Origin of the sequence: Streptomyces sp. NBC_00029, assembly GCF_045160505.1 — a bacterium.
In the GTDB taxonomy this organism is placed as follows: Bacteria; Actinomycetota; Actinomycetes; order Streptomycetales; family Streptomycetaceae; genus Streptomyces.
The window spans coordinates 6,088,899-6,106,691 of the sequence record NZ_CP108292.1 but is presented as its reverse complement, the minus strand read 5'-3'; the positions used below and the strand labels follow the sequence as shown (position 1 = coordinate 6,106,691).

Genomic DNA, 17,793 nt, shown 5'->3' with positions numbered 1-17,793 from the left:
GGGCTGCGAGCGTAGCCCCGCTCGCGGGGACGGTCACCCCTGGCTAGAAGACCGACTCGGCCTCGTACATGCGCTCCTCGGGGACCGTCTTCAGTTCGGTGACCGCGTGGGCCAGCGGGGCCATCACGATGTCGGTGCCGCGCAGGGCGGTCATGTTGCCGAACTCGCCGCGGTGGACGGCCTCGACGGCGTGCCAGCCGAAGCGGGTCGCGAGGACGCGGTCGTAGGCGGTGGGGGTGCCGCCGCGCTGGACGTGGCCGAGGATGACCGGGCGGGCCTCCTTGCCGAGGCGGTGCTCCAGTTCGATCGCGAGGCGGTTGCCGATGCCGGCGAAGCGCTCGTGACCGTACTGGTCGATCGCGCCCTTCTCGTACGGCATGGAGCCCTCGGCCGGGTGCGCGCCCTCGGCGACGCAGATGACGGCGAACTTCTTACCGCGGGCGAATCGTTCCTCCACCATCTTCACCAGGGCGTCCACCTCGAAGTTGCGCTCGGGCAGGCAGATCCCGTGCGCACCGCCGGCCATGCCGGACTCCAGGGCGATCCAGCCCGCGTGACGGCCCATGACCTCGACGACCATCACGCGCTGGTGCGATTCGGCGGTGGTCTTGAGGCGGTCGATCGCCTCGGTGGCGACCATGACGGCGGTGTCGAAGCCGAAGGTGCGGTCGGTGGAGGAGATGTCGTTGTCGATGGTCTTCGGTACGCCGACGACCGGCATCCCGGCGTCCGACAGCATCCGGGACGCGGTCAGGGTGCCTTCTCCGCCGATCGGGATGAGGGCGTCGATGCCGTAGCGGGTCGCCAGCTCCTGCGCGTTCTCGGCGGCTTCGTGAAGACGGGCGCGCTCCATGCGCGCCGAACCGAGGATCGTGCCGCCGCGGGCGAGGATGCCACTGACGGCGTTGATGTCGAGGGGGCGGAAGTTGCCGTCGAGGAGGCCCTTGAAGCCGTCCTCGAAGCCGATGACCTCGTCCCCGTGACCGACGAGGGCGCGGTGTACGACCGACCGGATGACAGCGTTGAGGCCCGGACAGTCGCCGCCTGCGGTGAGAACTCCGATACGCATCGTGCTGTGTCTCCTGCCGTCCATATGAAGGGCGTAATGGTGAAGCCTGTCCGATTGTTCCACGGGCCCGGGGTGCCGCGCGTTTTCGGCTGCTCCGCCCCGAAGGCCTTTCGGCCGCCCCGGCCAGGCCTTTTTCCGGAGAGCGCCCTATCCATTGACAGAGGTATTGTCAAGGGGTCGAGCCAGACCAAAATGACACTCACAGCATGGGACGGAGAGCGGGCGTGACGCTCAGCGTGTACGTGACCGGTATCGAGCGGGGGGACGGTCGGCAGGTCGTCGAGCTGGGGATCATGGAGCTGCTGACCCGGCAGACGGGGCGGGTCGGCGTCTACCGTCCGCTCCTGCACGACGCACCGGACCGGCTCTTCGACCTCCTCAAGGCCCGCTACCGGATCGAGCAGGACGCCGCGACGGCCTACGGGATGTCGTACCAGGAGGCCTCGGCGATCCTGGCCGAGAAGGGCACCGACGAACTGGTGTCACGGCTGGTCGACCGCTATCACCGGGTGGCCCGCGACTACGAGGTCATGCTCGTCCTCGGCACCGACTACGCGGAGACCAACCTCCCCGACGAGCTGGCGCTCAACGCCCGCCTCGCCAACGAGCTGGGCGCGGTCGTCGTCCCCGTCGTGGGCGGCACCAAGCACCACGCCGAGGCCGTGCGCGCCGAGGCCCGCAACGCCTACCGCGCCTACGAGACCCTGGGCTGCCACGTCGTCGCGATGGTCGTCAACCGGGTGGCCGCGGAGGACCGCGACGTCATAGCCGAGCGACTGGCCGCCCGGCTGCCCGTGCCCTGCTACGTGCTGCCGGACGACAAGTCGCTCTCCGCCCCGACCGTCGCCCAGATCACCCGCGCGCTCGGCGGCGAGGTGCTCCTCGGCGACGACGCCGGGCTGGCCCGCGATGCCCTGGACTTCGTCTTCGGCGGAGCCATGCTGCCGAACTTCCTGAACGCCCTGACCCCCGGCTGCCTGGTCGTCACCCCCGGCGACCGCTCCGACCTGGTCATCGGCGCGCTGGCCGCGCACACCTCCGGCACCCCGCCGATCGCCGGTGTGCTGCTCACCCTGAACGAGCGCCCCGGCAAGGACATCCTGACGCTGGCCTCCAAGCTGGCGCCGGGCACGCCCGTGGTGTCGGTGGCCGGCAACAGCTTCCCGACCGCCGCCGAACTCTTCTCGCTGCAGAGCCGGTTGAACTCCGCGACCCCGCGCAAGCTGGAGACCGCGCTCGGCCTGTTCGAGCGGCACGTGGACACCGGCGAGCTGCGCGGTCTGCTGTCGGTGTCCCGCTCCGAGCGCGTCACCCCGATGATGTTCGAGCACGAGCTGCTGGAGCGGGCCCGCTCGGACCGCCGCCGTGTCGTCCTGCCCGAGGGCACGGAGGAGCGCGTACTGCGCGCCGCGGACGTGGTGCTGCGCCGCGGGGTCTGCGACCTGACCCTGCTGGGCGACGAGCAGGTGATCCTGAAGAAGGCCGGCGACCTCGGCCTCGACATCTCGGGCGCACAGATCATCGATCCCGCCACCTCCCCGCTGCGGGAAGGTTTCTCCGAGTACTACGCCCAGGTCCGCGCCCACAAGGGCATGACCGTCGAGCTGGCGGGCGACGTGGTCACCGACGTCAACTACTTCGGCACCCTGATGGTCCAGCGCGGCCTGGCCGACGGCATGGTCTCCGGTTCGGTGCACTCCACCGCCGCGACCATCCGCCCGGCCTTCGAGATCATCAAGACCGACGCAGCCGCGCGAAGCGCGTCGGACACGGGGGTGGCGGGCGACGGGAGGGCCAGGCCCGAGACGTCCATCGTCTCCTCGGTCTTCTTCATGTGCCTGGCCGACCGGGTCCTCGTCTACGGCGACTGCGCCGTGAATCCGGACCCGAACGCCGAGCAGCTCGCCGACATCGCCGTCCAGTCGGCCACGACCGCGGCCGCCTTCGGGGTCGAGCCGCGGATCGCGATGCTCTCGTACTCCACCGGCACCTCCGGCAGCGGCGCGGACGTCGACAAGGTGCGCAGGGCCACCGAGCTCGTCCGCGAGCAGCGTCCCGACCTGGCCGTCGAGGGGCCGATCCAGTACGACGCGGCCGTGGAGCCCTCGGTCGCCGCGACGAAGCTGCCCGGGTCCCAGGTGGCCGGCCGCGCGACGGTGCTGATCTTCCCGGACCTCAACACGGGCAACAACACCTACAAGGCCGTGCAGCGGTCGGCGGGTGCGGTGGCGGTCGGCCCGGTGCTCCAGGGCCTGCGCAAGCCGGTCAACGACCTGTCACGCGGTGCTCTGGTCCAGGACATCGTCACCACCGTTGCCATCACCGCGATCCAGGCGCAGGGCACACCGGCGCCGGGGCCCGCGACCACCGCCTGATTCGCCCTCCCTTCCCTCCCTCACCACCCGCGACAAGGAAAGACCTGCATCGTGACCGCATCGCGCGTACTCGTCCTCAACTCCGGCTCCTCGTCGGTGAAGTACCAGCTCCTCGACATGGCGGACCGCTCCCGGCTCGCCTCGGGCCTGGTGGAGCGCATCGGCGAGGAGGCTTCCCGGCTGGTGCACGAGCCGCTCGCGGGTCCGGGCGCGGCCGGCGGCCGGCGCGAGCAGGTCGGCCCGATCGCGGACCACGGGGCGGCGCTGAAGGCCGTGGCGGCCGAGCTCGCCGCGGACGGTATGGGCCTGGACTCCCCCGAACTGGCGGCGGTGGGGCACCGGGTCGTGCACGGCGGGACGCGGTTCACCGAGCCGACCGTGATCGACGACGAGGTGCTGGCGGAGATCCGGAACCTGATCCCGCTGGCTCCGCTGCACAACCCGGCGAACGTGACGGGCATCGAGGTGGCCCGCACGCTGCGCGCGGACATTCCGCAGGTCGCCGTCTTCGACACCGCGTTCCACTCGACGATGCCGGAGTACGTGGCGCGGTACGCGATCGACGCCGCGACGGCCGACGCGTACTCCATTCGGCGGTACGGCTTCCACGGCACCTCGCACGCCTACGTCTCGCGGGCGACGGCGCGCCTCCTCGGCAGGCCGGTGGAGGACGTGAACGTGATCGTGCTGCACCTGGGCAACGGCGCCTCCGCGTCGGCCGTGCGGGGCGGGGTGTGCGTGGAGACGTCGATGGGCCTGACCCCGCTGGAGGGCCTGGTCATGGGAACCCGTTCGGGCGATGTCGATCCGGCGGTCGTCTTCCACCTGGCGCGGGTGGCGGGCTTCTCGGTGGATGAGATCGATTCGCTCCTGAACAAGAAGAGCGGTCTGCTGGGCATGTGCGGCGACAACGACATGCGCGAGGTGCTGCGGCGGGCGGGCGAGGGCGACGAGGCGGCGAGCCTCGCCTTCGCCGCGTACGTCCACCGGCTGAAGAAGTACATCGGGGCCTACTCGGCGGTGCTCGGGCGGGTGGACGCGGTGACCTTCACGGCCGGGGTCGGCGAGAACGCCCACCAGGTGCGGGAAGCGGCCCTCGACGGCCTGGCCGGGCTGGGCCTGTCGCTGGACCCGGAGGCCAATGCGGTGCGCTCCGGCGAGCCCCGGCTGATCTCGGCCCGGGGCGCCCGCGTGGCGGTGGCGGTGGTCCCCACGGATGAGGAACTGGAGATCGCCACCCAGGCGTATGCGCTGGTTACTCAGTAGTCACTTGGAGTTTCCACCAGACGGAATATTCCGCTACGAAACAAACCGATAGGATCCAGTCATGCGCCGTTCCAAAATTGTCTGCACGCTGGGCCCCGCCGTCGACTCGTATGAGCAGCTGAAAGCGCTCATCGAGGCAGGTATGAACGTGGCCCGATTCAACTTCAGCCACGGGTCCCAGGCAGAACACCAGGAGCGGTACGACCGCGTCCGGCAGGTCTCCGAGGACACCGGGCGCGCCGTCGGCGTCCTTGCCGACCTCCAGGGGCCGAAGATCCGTCTGGAGACCTTCGCCGAGGGTCCCGTCGAGCTGGTGCGCGGTGACGAGTTCACCATCACCACCGAGGACGTCCCGGGCGACAAGTCCATCTGCGGAACCACCTACAAGGGCCTCCCGGGCGATGTCGCCAAGGGTGACCAGATCCTGATCAACGACGGCAACGTCGAACTGCGGGTGACCGAGGTCGAGGGCCCGCGGGTGCGGACCATCGTCATCGAGGGCGGTGTCATCTCGGACCACAAGGGCATCAACCTGCCGGGTGCCGCCGTGAACGTCCCCGCCCTGTCGGAGAAGGACGTCGACGACCTCCGCTTCGCTCTGCGGATGGGCTGCGACATGGTCGCGCTGTCCTTCGTCCGCGACGCCAACGACGTCAAGGACGTCCACAAGGTGATGGACGAGGAGGGCCGCCGGGTCCCCGTCATCGCCAAGGTCGAGAAGCCGCAGGCCGTCGAGAACATGGCGGCCGTCGTGGACGCCTTCGACGCGGTCATGGTGGCCCGTGGCGACCTGGCCGTCGAGTACCCGCTCGAGAAGGTCCCGATGGTCCAGAAGCGGCTCATCGAGATGTGCCGCCGCAACGCCAAGCCGGTGATCGTCGCGACCCAGATGATGGAGTCGATGATCACCAACTCCCGCCCGACGCGCGCGGAGGCGTCCGACGTCGCCAACGCGATCCTCGACGGCGCGGACGCGGTCATGCTCTCGGCCGAGTCCTCGGTCGGCGCCTACCCGATCGAGACCGTCAAGACGATGTCGAAGATCGTCACGGCGGCCGAGGAGGAGCTCCTCTCCAAGGGCCTCCAGCCGCTGGTCCAGGGCAAGAAGCCGCGTACCCAGGGCGGCTCCGTCGCCCGTGCGGCGTGCGAGATCGCGGACTTCCTCGACGGCCAGGCGCTCATCGCCTTCACCCAGTCCGGGGACACCGCCCGCCGGCTGTCGCGCTACCGCGTCACCCAGCCGATCCTGGCCTTCACCACCGACGTCAACACCCGCAACCAGCTCACGCTGAGCTGGGGCGTCGAGTCCTACATCGTCCCGCACGTGGACACCACCGACGCGATGGTCGACCTGGTGGACGGCGAGCTGCTCAAGCTGGGCCGCTACAACCAGGGCGACACCATGATCATCACCGCCGGCTCGCCCCCCGGCGTCCCGGGCACCACCAACATGGTCCGGGTCCACCACCTGGGCGGCGACACCCGCGACTGACGTCGCCCGCCGCACCGACTCTGCCGCACAGAGGCCGAGGGCGGCACCCCGCAGTGATGCGGGGTGCCGCCCTCGGCGTTTTCGCGTGTGCCCGGTGCGGGACTACTCCGGCGGGCCGATGTAGTTCTTCAGGCCCGGCACCGTGAGGGTGCCGCCGAACTGGCCGGCCTGGACGACCTTGACGTCCGTGAAGAACGCGAAGGGGACGTTCAGGGGCGGCGGGCTGTTCGGGGTGAACTCGATCGGGATCAGACCGAACAGGTTCCCCTTGAGGCTCTCGGTGTACATCGTCACCGTGCCGCCGCGGATCTTGGACGTGGAGCCCGGACGCGACTTCAGGTGGGCGACGTTCCCCGACGTGCCGACCGTCTGGTACAGGTCCTTGATGTCCAGCGAGTCCGCCGTGAACTTCAGGACCTTCTTGGTCTTGCCGCTGCCCGTCTTCACCTCGACGATGCCGTGGTAGTCCAGGCCGTAGAGGGTCAGCAGGGAGCTGTCGAGGTACCAGGGCTCGTCCGGCAGGAGCGGGACGCCCTGCTCCAGTTCGGCGTCGGCCAGGGCCTTGGCGTCGTAGGTCGGGCACGGGAAGGGCTGCTTCCCGTCCGCGTCCTTCTTCTCCTCGTCCTTGGCCTTGTCCTCGTCCTTGGCCTTGTCGTCGGCCTCGCCCGTCTCGTCCTTGGGGTCCTTCTCGGTCTTCTTGACCTCGTCGGACAGTTCCTTGACGTCGACGCCGGCCTTCTTCGCCGCTTCGCGGATCGCGTCCGCGGCCGGGTCCGGAGCCGGGGTGGGCGTGGCGGTGCCGGAGGGGGTGGGCGTGGGCGTCGGGGTCGCCGTCGCCTTCGCGTCCTTGAGGGGCCTGCCGAGTTCGTCGACGAGGTCCTTGAGCTTGTCGCCGAGGCCCAGCGGGTCCAGCGGGTTCGTGGTCTTCGGCGTGTCCGCCGACGGCGTCGGGGCCGGAGCGGCCTCCTTCGTCGCCGCGGGCTTGGTCGCCGACGGGGACGGGCTCGGCTTCGACTTCGCGGACGCGGACGGCGAGGGCGTCGCACTGGGCGACGTACTCGGCGAGGGCGTCGTCGAAGGCGTGGGGGACGGGGACTTCGACTCGGTCTCCGCGGGTTCGTCGGACCGTGTCACACACGGGCCGGGCGCGAAGGGGATCTCCTTGTCGTCGGCGACCGCCAGCTTCGGCGCCATTCCCATCCCGACGAACACGGCCGTCGGCATCGCCGCGAGCGCCATCGTCTTGCCGACGGGTATCTGGATCTTGTTCAGCAGCGACTTCCTGGGCGCCGCGTGCCGCGGCCCCTTCACTACACGGGACCCTGCGCCTGGGGCCACGCCCCGCTGCGTCTCGTCACCCCGCACTGTTCCTCCCGCCATCGGCGTGGGCAGTCGTCTCGCTCGCGTATGCCGTCTCCGTGTCACGAGGACCCGGGATGTCCTGGGTTCCCATGTCCGCCGTCACGTCCGCCTTGCTCAGGGCGACCGGACCCGGGTGCTGTTCGGCCGTCGGCTCCTCGGTCTCCTCCGCCGGCTGACCCGGCGCCCAGGCCAGGGCGAGAGCGCCGCCGACCATGGAGAAGGTGAAGCCGATGAAGAAACCGCCGAGGTTGGACACCGGGATCGAGACCAGGGCGAGCAGGATCGCGGCCACGCCGGCGAAGACGCGGATGGTCTCCTGGAACCAGAGGGCCAGGCCCAGCGTGATCAGCAGTACACCGATGATCAGTGCGCCCGCGCCGCCCGTGGTGGCCATCGCGAGGCTGACGTTGCCCAACCGGAGGTCCGCGTAAGGGAAGTAAGCGATCGGGAATCCACCGAGGAGCGTGAACAGCCCGGCCCAGAAGGGACGGCGACCGCGCCAGGCATGGAAGTGGTAATACGCCACGGTGGGCCAGGCGTCGTCTTCTGCGCGAACGTAAACCGGGGCCTGGGGGTTCATGGACAACAGCTCCCTGGAAACGGTGGTACGGAGAAATCTGTGGAGCCCGGAGGGGCGGCCGGCGACGGCTGCCGCCGCCCGCCCGTCCGGTCAAGCACCGGGACGTCAGTCCTTGATGTCCTGGTAGCACGGCTGGTCGCCGCCCATCAGGCGCAGCTTCAGGTTGGGCAGCTTGAAGGTGCCCGCCGTGGTGGCCCACGCCTTCTGCTTCACGTTCGTCAGGATGGCCCGGTCGGCGCGCTGCGAGAACGCGTACGGGCTGGCGACCGTGCCGGCCTGCGGCTTGGTCTTGTGGCTCGCGTCGCCGACCGCGACACCGATGTCCAGGTTGGTGAACTCGGCGTCGGTGTCGAGCTCGGCCACATCCAGGTAGATGTTGCTGGCCTCGGCCGGGGTGCCCTTGTGACCGGTCTTCAGCTGGAGCGTGATGGGGCCCAGCGGAGTCGGGGTGACCAGGGACTGGCACATGTTGGTGATCTTGGCGTTGCTGAACCCGGAGATGGTGACCGGGTGGTGCTGCGGGTTGCCCTTGAGGTCGTGCCCCTCGGCGATACCGCCGTACTGGATGAGGTTCTGACCATCGAGCTTGTCGGCCGAGACCTTGAAGTCCTGGCCGGAGACGCTGAACGACGCCGCGAGGGCGCCCTGCGCCAGACCCACACCGACCGCGGCCGTGGCCGCGATGCTCGGCACCATGACGAGCGCGAAGCGCTTCCATCTGGTCCCGCCACGAACCTGAGAACTCATTTCGTTCCTCCTTCTCGGACGTACATCTCCGGTCCGGGCCGTGCCCGTCCTGGGATGGGAGAAGTGCTACGTCCTCGGGAAGGAGCGCAGGCGGCCGGGCCGCGGCTGTGCCACGTCCGATTCACCGGCGATCACCCCCGAGCGACAACCACTGGGCCACGCGTTCGCGCAACCTGGAGGACAGGCCCCGCCGGTGTGGCAGAGACCCCCCTGTCCCACGGCCGGTGCCACTGCCACCGGCCGGCTCGGTGGGGACCCTTCACCGCGGCTCCGAGTGAGCGGCTCTGCGGGAAGGACCGAGCGTCGCCGATCGTGGTCCATTCCAGGCCGGGGCACAAGGGGGTTCGTTACTGGCGGGTAACGGCCAGATAACCTGAGTACGACCCCCCGCCGTCGGGCAGCAACACAGGGTGTCACCCAGGGCCACGACAGAACGGACGAATGTCGAACACACCGGACAGTTCACGGGGTTCGATTTACTGCGAGTAACAGTGGCCGCGATTACCAAGTTTTGGCAAAGCGCGGCCGCTGTTTATCTACCTGTCAACAAATCGCCGGTGGCCCGCCGATGTACGGGAGAGTCACCGCGGCGGGCCCGGAGCGGCCCCGGAAGCGGTCCGGAGCCGGTCCCGAGCCGGTCTAGAAGAGCACCCGCGCGAGCGCCGTACGCGCCGCCGACACCCGCGGGTCGTCCGCACCGATGACCTCGAACAGCTCCAGCAGCCGAAGCCGTACGGCGTCCCGGTCCTCACCGAACGTGACCCGCACGGTGTCCACCAGACGTCCGAAGGCGTCCTCCACGTGACCGCCGACCAGGTCGAGGTCGGCCGCGGCGATCTGCGCCGCCGGGTCGCGCGGGTTCTCGGCCGCCGCGGCGCGCACCGCCTGCGGGTTCATGTGCTGGACCCGGGCGAGGAGCTCGGCCTGGGCCAGGCCGAGCTTGGCCTCGGTGTTGCCCGGGTCGTCCGCGAGTACGTTCTTGTACGCCTGGACCGCGCCGCCCAGGTCACCGGCGTCCAGTGCGACGACGGCCGCCTCCAGCAGCGCGTCGTACGGGCCGGCCGGAATCTCGTCCGTGGCCGAGGCGGCCGGAGCGGCCCCCTCCGCGTTCGGGTCCACCTCGAGGCCGATGATCCCGAAGCGCTCCTCGGCGACCTGCACCAGCTGGGCGAGGGTGTCGCGGATCTGCTGCTCGGGGGCCACGCCCTGGAACAGCGGCAGCACCTGACCGGCGACCACGGCGAAGACGGCCGGGATGCCCTGGATCTGGAACTGCTGCATGAGCATCTGGTTGGCGTCGACGTCGACCTTGGCCAGCACGAGGCGGCCGTTCGCCTCCAGGGTCAGCCGCTCCAGCAGCGGGCTGAGCTGCTTGCACGGCTCGCACCACTCGGCCCAGAAGTCCAGGACGACCGGGACCTCGGCGGAGAGCTGGAGCACATCGCGTTCAAAACCGGCCTCGTCTACGTCGACGACGAGCGCGGACGGCGGTACGGCACCGGCGGACGGACCCGCCCCGCCTGCCTGACCCGCCTGGCGGGCCGCTTCGGCGCGGGCCTGCTCGGCCTTGGCCTTGGCCTCGCCGGCCGCCTTCACCGCGGCGAGGTCGACGACGCCGCTCATGGACATGTTTCTGGGCTGCATGCGTACATCCTCCCCCGTGTGCGCGCGCCGACGAAAAAGATCGCGTGAATTGGCCGTGGTGCCGCCGTACTGACGCGATCGTGATGCTGAACGGCGCCGGGTCCCCACCTGGCGCCTGTAGCCCTTCGCGTGGTTGTCGCTCTTACGCTACGAGCCGTAGCGTAACTCCCCCGAAGGCCCGCCGCTCCCCTTCTCCGCCCGTGATCTGAACCACAGCGGCCGGTCCGGCTACCGACGGGTATGGTCTCGGCCATGCGCAACCCCAGCCCCGGCCGCACCGGTCGTCCCCGCAGTGCCGCCGCGGACGCCGCGATCCTCGCCGCGACCCGGGACGCACTGGTCGAGCTGGGCTGGTCGAAGCTGACGATGGGGGACGTCTCCGCCCGCGCGGGAGTCGCCAAGACCACCCTCTACCGACGCTGGGCGGGCAAGAACGAGCTGGTCGTGGACGCGGTCGCGGAGCTCTTCGACGCACTCGAACTCCCGGACCGCGGCTCCCTGGAAGCGGACATCGAGTACGTGGTGCTGCAGTTCGCGGAGCTGCTGCGGCGCCCGGAGGCCCGTACCGCGCTGATGGCGGTCGTCGCCGAGTCCACCCGGGACGAGGCGCTGCGTGACCGGATCCGGTCGGCGATCGTGGACAGGCAGAAACGTCTCGTCGTTCTGGGCCGCGAACGGGCCCAGGCCCGCGGCGAACTCCCGTACGAGGAGGACGACTCCCTCGCGGGCCGCACCACGGACCTGATCTTCGATGTGATCGCGGGCACGGTGGTGCACCGCGCCCTGGTGAGCTCCGAGCCGGTGGACGAGCTCTGGGTGGCCACGTTCACGGCCCTCCTGATGCACGGCCTCCAGGGCCCGGCCGCGGTCTGACCCCACGGCCGCCGCTCCCGGAACGCGGACGGCCGGTCAGGGCGCCGGCCGGGGTTTCCCGGGCCAGTTCACCCGGATCCCCCGGCCCCGGTCCTCGGGCGGCTCCCCCAGACCGGCGGCCGCGAGCGCCGCCAGCCCGGCGTACCGGCCGGCGAGCCGGTAGCCGGAATCGCGGGAGTCGACCTCGTGGAAGCCGCCGTCGGTGAGGACCACGACGGCCGCCACCCCGCCCAGCCCCTCCCGGATCCCCTCCCACACCGCGGGCAGGAACTCGTGCGGGAGCCGGCGGTCGGCCACGGTGTGCCGGAACTCCGATTCCCCGTCGGGGCCGGGCGGCTCGAAGTCGGCCACGATGTACGCGTACGGACCGCAGCCGGTCTGCATCGCCACACGGGCGCTGACACCGGGCACGGAAACGGGAAGGCCGGTCATGGCGCCACCGTACGGGCGCCACGACCGGCCCTGCCCACCCTTCCGGCGGACGCGCTCCGGTCCGATCCGCGAGCGGTCCAGGACGGGCTAGAAGCCGGGCGGCTCCGTGTAGGTGCCCCACTCGTCGCGCAGGATGTTGCAGATCTCGCCCATCGTGGCCTCGGCCCGCACCGCGTCCAGCATGGCCGGGATCATGTTCGACCCGTCCCGGGCGGCGTCCAGCATGGCCTTCAGCGCGGCGTCGACCTTCGTGTCGTCGCGCCGTCCCTTGCGGGCCGCCAGCTCCCGTACCTGGACGGTCTCGACCTCGTGGCTGACCCGGAGGATCTCCAGGTCGCCGGTGACCGACCCGTGGTGCACGTTGACGCCGACGACGCGCTTGTCGCCCTTCTCCAGGGACCGCTGGTACTGGAAGGCCGACTCGGCGATCTCCCCGGTGAACCAGCCGTCCTCGATGCCGCGCAGGATGCCCGAGGTGATCGGCCCGATGGGGTGCTGCCCGTCGGGGTGGGCGCGCAGGCCGCGCTCCTTGATCTGGTCGAAGATCTTCTCGGCCTCGGCCTCGATGCGGTCGGTGAGCTGCTCCACGAACCAGGAACCGCCCAGCGGGTCCGCGACGTTGGCGACGCCGGTCTCCTCCATCAGCACCTGCTGGGTGCGCAGGGCGATCTCGGCCGCCTGCTCGCTCGGCAGGGCGAGGGTCTCGTCCAGGGCGTTGGTGTGCAGGGAGTTGGTGCCGCCGAGCACGGCCGCGAGGGCCTCCACGGCGGTGCGCACGACGTTGTTGTACGGCTGCTGCGCCGTCAGCGAGACGCCGGCGGTCTGGGTGTGGAAGCGCAGCCACATGGACTTCTCGCTCTTCGCCCCGTAGACCTCCTTCATCCAGCGGGCCCAGATCCGGCGCGCGGCGCGGAACTTGGCGATCTCCTCGAAGAAGTCGAGGTGCGCGTCGAAGAAGAAGGACAGGCCGGGCGCGAAGGCGTCGACGTCCATCCCGCGCGAGAGACCGAGCTCCACGTAGCCGAAGCCGTCGGCGAGGGTGTACGCGAGCTCCTGCGCGGCCGTGGCCCCGGCCTCGCGGATGTGGTAGCCGGAGACGGACAGCGGCTTGTAGGCCGGGATGCCCTTCGTGCAGTACTCCATGAGGTCGCCGATGAGGCGCAGGTGCGGCTCGGGTTCGAAGAGCCACTCCTTCTGGGCGATGTACTCCTTGAAGATGTCCGTCTGGAGCGTGCCGTTGAGGACGGCGGGGTCCACGCCCTGCCGCTCGGCGGCGACCAGGTACATGCAGAAGGCGGGCACGGCCGGCCCGGAGATCGTCATCGAGGTCGTGACGTCGCCGAGCGGGATGTCCTTGAAGAGGACCTCCATGTCGGCGGCGGAGTCGATGGCGACGCCGCAGTGGCCCACCTCGCCGAGCGAGCGCGGGTCGTCGGAGTCGCGCCCCATGAGGGTCGGCATGTCGAAGGCGACGGAGAGCCCGCCGCCGCCGGCGGCCAGGATCATCTTGTAGCGCTCGTTGGTCTGCTCGGCGTTGCCGAAGCCGGCGAACTGCCGGATGGTCCAGGTCCGCCCCCGGTAGCCGGTGGCGTGGAGTCCTCGGGTGTACGGGTACTCACCCGGCCACCCGATGCGCTCGAAGCCCTCGTACGCGTCGCCGGGCCGGGGCCCGTAGACCGGCTCGACCTCGTCGCCGGAGAGCGTGGTGAAGTCTGCCTCGCGCTTGCGGGCCTTGTCATAACGGGCCTGCCAGCGACGGCGGCCTTCCTCGATGGCGTCAGCGTCCATACCCATGAATTTACTAGGACGTCCTAGTAAATGTCGATGGCAAACCCCCGGGGAGTCGCCCCGGGGGTGAGTGACGCTCGCCTCGTACGAGGCCCCGGTCAGGCCTTGGCGGTGGCGAGCGAGTCGTCGACCAGCGGCTCGATCTCGGCGCGGACCTTGCGCTCGACGAAGAAGGCGGCCAGCGGAATCGTTCCGCTGAGCATGACCCAGAGCATCTTGCCGAAGGGCCACCTGGCCTTGGAGCTCAGGTCGAGGGCGAAGGCCAGGTAGATCATGAAGAGCACACCGTGGGCCTGCGAGACCACGAAGGTCAGGTCGGCACCGGTGTCGAAGCCGTACTTCGCCACCATGCAGGCACAGAGGATCAGGAGCATGACCGCGGTCACGTAGGCCATGGCGCGGTAGCGGGTCAGCACGCTTCGTTTCATGCGGACGAGCCTAGCCGTCCGTTTTGCTCGATCTTGACGCGGCCCCGGGCGGGGCCGGGCCCCCGCAGCCCGGGCGCGTTCCGTGCTGACGCTCCTCTTAGGGGTGCAGCGGCGACAGTGGGGTGAGCGGACGCTCGTCATGCCATGAGGGGGGAAGTGCCGGTGCCGATCCGAGTCCGGGGCCGCGTCGTGGCCGGCCTTCGCCGCGGCGGCGGCCCGTGACCCGCCTGCGCCTCACGTGCGTCTACGGCGGGGTGTTCATGACGGCCGGGACGGTCCTGCTGGCCGTGGTGCACCTGCTGGCGGGGCAGGCCGTGAGCCGGGGCAGCGAGCCGGTCCTGAACATGGGTCCCGGCACCTCGGTCGTCCTGGTGACCACCGCCTGTCCGCCGCCCCGGGACACCGCGCCGGCCGCCCCCTGTCCGGCGCCTCGGCGCCAGCAGCCCCGGGACCCCCTGATGGCGTCCACCCTGCTGATCCTCGCCGCTCTCGGCCCGCTGTCGATCGCCGCGGGGTACGTGACGGCCGGATGCGCCCTGTCGCCGGTCCGGCGGATGACGCTCGACGCCCGCCGGGCCTGCCGGCAGAACGCCCCCTAAGGGCTGTCCCGTAGTCCGCGGTGGGTCAGCGCACGGCGTCAGATGCGGTGCATCGCAAGGCGGAGGGTCGTACTCATACCGGGCACATTCGGGCGATCCGACAACGCAACGAGGTGCCGTAGCTGGCGTCGTGCGCCCGCCGGGGGCTGCGGGACAGCCCTTAGGCTTCGTCGAAGTCCGCGGCGGCCACGCGCAAGGGGCGCAGCAGTGCGAAGATCTCGCCGCACTCCTCGGCGTCGTACGCCCCGAGGCCGAATTCGACGGCCATCAGGTCCTTCGTCGCCGCCTCGACGACCTCGCGGCCCTTGTCGGTGATGGAGGCGAGGGTGCCCCGGCCGTCGTTCGGGTTGGGCCGCTTGGCGACCAGCCCCGACTTCACCAGCCGGTCCACGGTGTTGGTCACCGAGGTCGGGTGCACCATCAGCCGCTCGCCTATCTTCGACATCGGCAGTTCGCCGGCCTTGGAGAAGGTGAGCAGCACCAGCGCCTCGTACCGGGCGAAGGTCAGCCCGTACGGCTTGACGACCGCGTCGACCTCACCGAGGAGGATCTGGTGCGCGCGCATGATCGAGGTGATCGCGGCCATCGAGGGCACGGGTCCCCAGCGCTGCTGCCAGAGCTCGTCGGCGCGGGCGATGGGGTCGAAGGGAAGGCTGAGCGGCTTGGGCACGCCTGTGACCCTACCGGGAGGTCACTTCACGGCGGGGGCCGTCTCACGCCTCAGTCGTTCCTCCTGCCGGACTGCGGACCGGAGTTCGGCCAGGAGCAGCAGGACGACCCCCGTACCGAGGACCGCGGCGCCGGTGACGACCTGGTGCACCGGAAGGAATTCGGCGGCGAGGCCGGCCAGGGCCATACCGACCCCCTGGAGGGTCATCAGGCCGGTGCTGAGCAGGGTCATCGCCCGCCCGCGCAGCTCGTCGGGAACGGCGTCGACGTACCACTGGTCCAGCCCGAGGGTGTAGGCGTGGGCCAGCCCGGCGAGCAGCAGCGCGGCGAGGACGATGGGCAGGCCCGGCCGGAGCGCGAAGAGCAGGAGCGGCAGCAGACCGGCGGCGGCGAGCGGGGCCACGATCCGTGAGCGCGTCCGGGCGCTGAGGGCCGAGCCGGCCCAGAGTTCCGCGGCGATGGTGCCGACGGGCATGGCGCACATCATCAGGCCCAGGGCGGCGGTGCCGGCGCCGATGCCGTCGGCGTACGGCGCGAGCAGCGCCTCGGGCACGACGAGGAAGAGGGGCGGCAGCCAGAACAGCAGCATCAGTGCCCGCAGCCGGCGCCGGCCGAGGACGGCGCGCAGTCCGGCGAGCGGGGAGGTACGGGTTCCGGTGCGGGCGGGGCGGCTGAGCGTGCCCAGCCGGAGCAGGAGCGCGGAGCCGAGGAACCCGGCCGCGGTCAGGGCGATGGCCCCGCGCGGTGCGACGAAGGTGAGCAGCAGCCCGCCGAGGCCGAAGCCGATGAGCTGGGCGCTCTGGGCCACCATGCGCAGCAGCGAGCGGCCCAGGACGAAGGCGTCGCCGACGCCGAGGATGTCGGAGAGGGAGGCGTTGCGCGTGCCCTGGAACAGCGGTGCGACGAAGGCCATCGCGCAGCGCAGTACGAGGAGCACGGCGACGGGCGTGCCCGGCAGCACCATGGCAGTCGCGCAGAGCGCGCAGATCAGGTCGCACGCCACGAGGACCCGGCGGGCGGGGTGGCGGTCGGCGATCCCGGCGAGCAGGGTGCCGCCGAGGACGTACGGCAGGAAGCCGAGGGCGAAGGTGAGCGCGCTCATCAGGGGCGAGCCCGTGGTGCGGTAGACGAGGACGGACAGCGAGATCTCGGCGACCACGAGACCCAGTACGGACAGCAGGTGGGCGGCGAAGACGGTCCGGAACTCCCGGACCCGGAACACGGAGCGGTAGCCCGGTGGCGGTGCGGACGGCCCGGGCGCCTTGGTGTCGGCTGGCATGGGCCCAGCGTCGCGGCCCCGGATCCGGCTCCCCAGAGATTCGTCCCTGGCCGAATGTTGAGGCAGAGTGCGGTGCGTCGAGGGAAGGACCGGGATGGGACTGCACCACTACTTCGGGCACGAGGACCTGCTGCGGTGCCGGTTCGCGCTGTCGCCCGCGTGGGAGACGCAGGAGGCGGTCCGCACCCTCAGCCGGCCCGACCGGCTGGGCTACCACCTGCCCTGGCTGCGGCGGAACCGGGATGCGGTCGACGGGCTGGACCTGCGGCCGCTGTGGCTGCTCATGCCGAACCGGGGGCACAGTACGGACTTCATCAGCCCGCCGCCGAGCGGGCCCGGGGTGTCCTTCGAGGAGGAGCTCGCGCTGATCCGCGGGACGGATCCGGCCGCGGCGCGCGAGGACATGCGCAAGTCCCTGGCCTGTACGCCGGGCGCCCTGGACAGCGACCTGGGCCGGGCCCTGCTCGCCGATCCGGCGCGGGCCGTGCACGACCTGGCCGACCTGATGGAGCGGGTCTGGCGCCTGCTGATCGAGCCTCACTGGCCGCGGCTGCGGGCCCTGCTGGAGGCGGACGTCCTCTTCCACTCGCGACGCCTCGCCGCCGGGGGGCTCCAGTCGCTCTTCGACGGTCTGCACCCGGGCCTCGCCTGGGACCCCGCCTCCCTCACCCTGACCATCGAGCGGCCCAGTCACCACGAGCGGGTCCTGGGCGGCCAGGGGCTGCTCCTGATGCCGAGCGCCTTCATCTGGCCGGGCATCGCGGGCGGCTTCGACCCGCCCTGGCAGCCGACCATCGTCTACCCGGCCCGCGGCATCGGCGCACTGTGGACCCCGGCGCAGGAGAACACCCCCGACGCGCTCGTCCGGCTGCTGGGCCGGGCCCGGGCCGAGGTGCTGTGCGCGCTGGAGGAGCCGGCCTCCACCACGGCGCTGGCCCACCGGCTCGGCCTCGCCCCGTCGACCGTCTCGGCCCATCTGAAGGTGCTGCACGCGGCGGGACTGCTCTTCTCCGCCCGCCACGGCCACCAGGTCCGCTACGAGCGCACCCCGCTGGCGATCGCGCTCACCACGGGTGAGCCGGCCCGCTGAACCCGGCCCGACCGGCCCCGGCCCACGCCCAATGCTCCTCGTACGGTGTCGCACAGCCGCGCCACCTGTCCAACATGTCACCATATTGCGGTATCCCGGT

General features: G+C 70.8%; 16 protein-coding genes. 6 read left to right on the top strand and 10 right to left on the bottom strand.

The window, feature by feature from the left end; genetic code table 11:
- Nucleotides 1-43 precede the first annotated feature (43 nt).
- Nucleotides 44-1,069: an ATP-dependent 6-phosphofructokinase gene (locus OG753_RS28715; RefSeq protein ID WP_327264514.1), complete on the bottom strand. Its 1,026-nt coding sequence runs from the start codon at nucleotides 1,067-1,069 to the stop codon at nucleotides 44-46.
- Nucleotides 1,070-1,293: 224 nt separating this feature from the next.
- Between OG753_RS28715 and pta the strand changes: the two genes are divergently transcribed.
- The 3 genes from pta to pyk all read left to right on the top strand — a co-directional run bounded on the left by pta (nucleotide 1,294) and on the right by pyk (nucleotide 6,202).
- A complete protein-coding gene (gene pta, locus OG753_RS28710) occupies nucleotides 1,294-3,444 on the top strand; it encodes a phosphate acetyltransferase (protein WP_405792846.1) in 2,151 nt (716 codons plus the stop codon).
- A gap of 51 nt (nucleotides 3,445-3,495) precedes the next feature.
- Entirely contained in the window at nucleotides 3,496-4,710 is a 1,215-nt protein-coding gene (locus OG753_RS28705) for an acetate kinase (RefSeq protein ID WP_405790680.1), read from the top strand.
- A 61-nt stretch (nucleotides 4,711-4,771) separates the two neighbouring features.
- Entirely contained in the window at nucleotides 4,772-6,202 is a 1,431-nt protein-coding gene (pyk, locus tag OG753_RS28700; protein ID WP_327264512.1) for a pyruvate kinase, read from the top strand.
- Nucleotides 6,203-6,304: 102 nt separating this feature from the next.
- Here pyk and OG753_RS28695 read toward each other — a convergent pair whose 3' ends face one another.
- From OG753_RS28695 to OG753_RS28680, 4 genes are all read right to left on the bottom strand, one after another.
- Nucleotides 6,305-7,567, bottom strand: coding sequence for a hypothetical protein (locus OG753_RS28695; protein ID WP_405790679.1), 1,263 nt, complete (start codon nucleotides 7,565-7,567; stop codon nucleotides 6,305-6,307).
- Nucleotides 7,557-8,144, bottom strand: coding sequence for a DUF6114 domain-containing protein (locus OG753_RS28690; RefSeq protein ID WP_327264510.1), 588 nt, complete (start codon nucleotides 8,142-8,144; stop codon nucleotides 7,557-7,559). Before OG753_RS28690 ends, OG753_RS28695 begins: the two co-directional genes overlap by 11 nt.
- 105 nt (nucleotides 8,145-8,249) lie before the next feature.
- Complete coding sequence (locus OG753_RS28685; RefSeq protein WP_327264509.1) at nucleotides 8,250-8,891, bottom strand: DUF6230 family protein; 642 nt, start codon at nucleotides 8,889-8,891, stop codon at nucleotides 8,250-8,252.
- 639 nt (nucleotides 8,892-9,530) lie between these two features.
- Nucleotides 9,531-10,535 (bottom strand): tetratricopeptide repeat protein, encoded by a 1,005-nt coding sequence (locus OG753_RS28680; RefSeq protein ID WP_327264508.1) that lies wholly within the window; start codon nucleotides 10,533-10,535, stop codon nucleotides 9,531-9,533.
- A gap of 252 nt (nucleotides 10,536-10,787) precedes the next feature.
- Here OG753_RS28680 and OG753_RS28675 point away from each other — a divergent pair, with 252 nt between their 5' ends.
- The gene (locus OG753_RS28675; RefSeq protein WP_327264507.1) at nucleotides 10,788-11,408 is read left to right on the top strand and encodes a TetR/AcrR family transcriptional regulator; all 621 of its coding nucleotides are present in this window, start codon (nucleotides 10,788-10,790) and stop codon (nucleotides 11,406-11,408) included.
- 36 nt (nucleotides 11,409-11,444) lie between these two features.
- Here OG753_RS28675 and OG753_RS28670 read toward each other — a convergent pair whose 3' ends face one another.
- The 3 genes from OG753_RS28670 to OG753_RS28660 all read right to left on the bottom strand — a co-directional run bounded on the left by OG753_RS28670 (nucleotide 11,445) and on the right by OG753_RS28660 (nucleotide 14,056).
- Nucleotides 11,445-11,840, bottom strand: coding sequence for a hypothetical protein (locus tag OG753_RS28670; RefSeq protein WP_327264506.1), 396 nt, complete (start codon nucleotides 11,838-11,840; stop codon nucleotides 11,445-11,447).
- 87 nt (nucleotides 11,841-11,927) lie between these two features.
- Nucleotides 11,928-13,628, bottom strand: a complete 1,701-nt coding sequence (locus OG753_RS28665; RefSeq protein ID WP_327264505.1) for a methylmalonyl-CoA mutase family protein — start codon at nucleotides 13,626-13,628, stop codon at nucleotides 11,928-11,930.
- A 98-nt stretch (nucleotides 13,629-13,726) separates the two neighbouring features.
- Nucleotides 13,727-14,056 carry a DUF3817 domain-containing protein gene (locus OG753_RS28660; RefSeq protein ID WP_327264504.1) on the bottom strand — a complete coding sequence of 110 codons (330 nt, stop codon included), beginning with the start codon at nucleotides 14,054-14,056 and terminating at the stop codon, nucleotides 13,727-13,729.
- A 218-nt stretch (nucleotides 14,057-14,274) separates the two neighbouring features.
- Here OG753_RS28660 and OG753_RS28655 point away from each other — a divergent pair, with 218 nt between their 5' ends.
- The gene (locus OG753_RS28655; RefSeq protein WP_405790678.1) at nucleotides 14,275-14,655 is read left to right on the top strand and encodes a hypothetical protein; all 381 of its coding nucleotides are present in this window, start codon (nucleotides 14,275-14,277) and stop codon (nucleotides 14,653-14,655) included.
- A 160-nt stretch (nucleotides 14,656-14,815) separates the two neighbouring features.
- On the opposite strand, the gene OG753_RS28650 is transcribed toward OG753_RS28655, so the two are convergent.
- Both OG753_RS28650 and OG753_RS28645 read right to left on the bottom strand, forming a co-directional pair.
- On the bottom strand, nucleotides 14,816-15,325 hold the full coding sequence (locus OG753_RS28650) for a MarR family transcriptional regulator (protein ID WP_327264502.1): 510 nt from the start codon (nucleotides 15,323-15,325) through the stop codon (nucleotides 14,816-14,818).
- Nucleotides 15,326-15,346: 21 nt separating this feature from the next.
- Entirely contained in the window at nucleotides 15,347-16,603 is a 1,257-nt protein-coding gene (locus OG753_RS28645; protein ID WP_405790677.1) for an MFS transporter, read from the bottom strand.
- Between the two features lie 94 nt (nucleotides 16,604-16,697).
- On the opposite strand from OG753_RS28645, the gene OG753_RS28640 reads away from it, so the two are divergent.
- Nucleotides 16,698-17,693, top strand: a complete 996-nt coding sequence (locus tag OG753_RS28640) for a DUF5937 family protein (RefSeq protein ID WP_327264500.1) — start codon at nucleotides 16,698-16,700, stop codon at nucleotides 17,691-17,693.
- The last annotated feature ends 100 nt before the right edge of the window (nucleotides 17,694-17,793 follow it).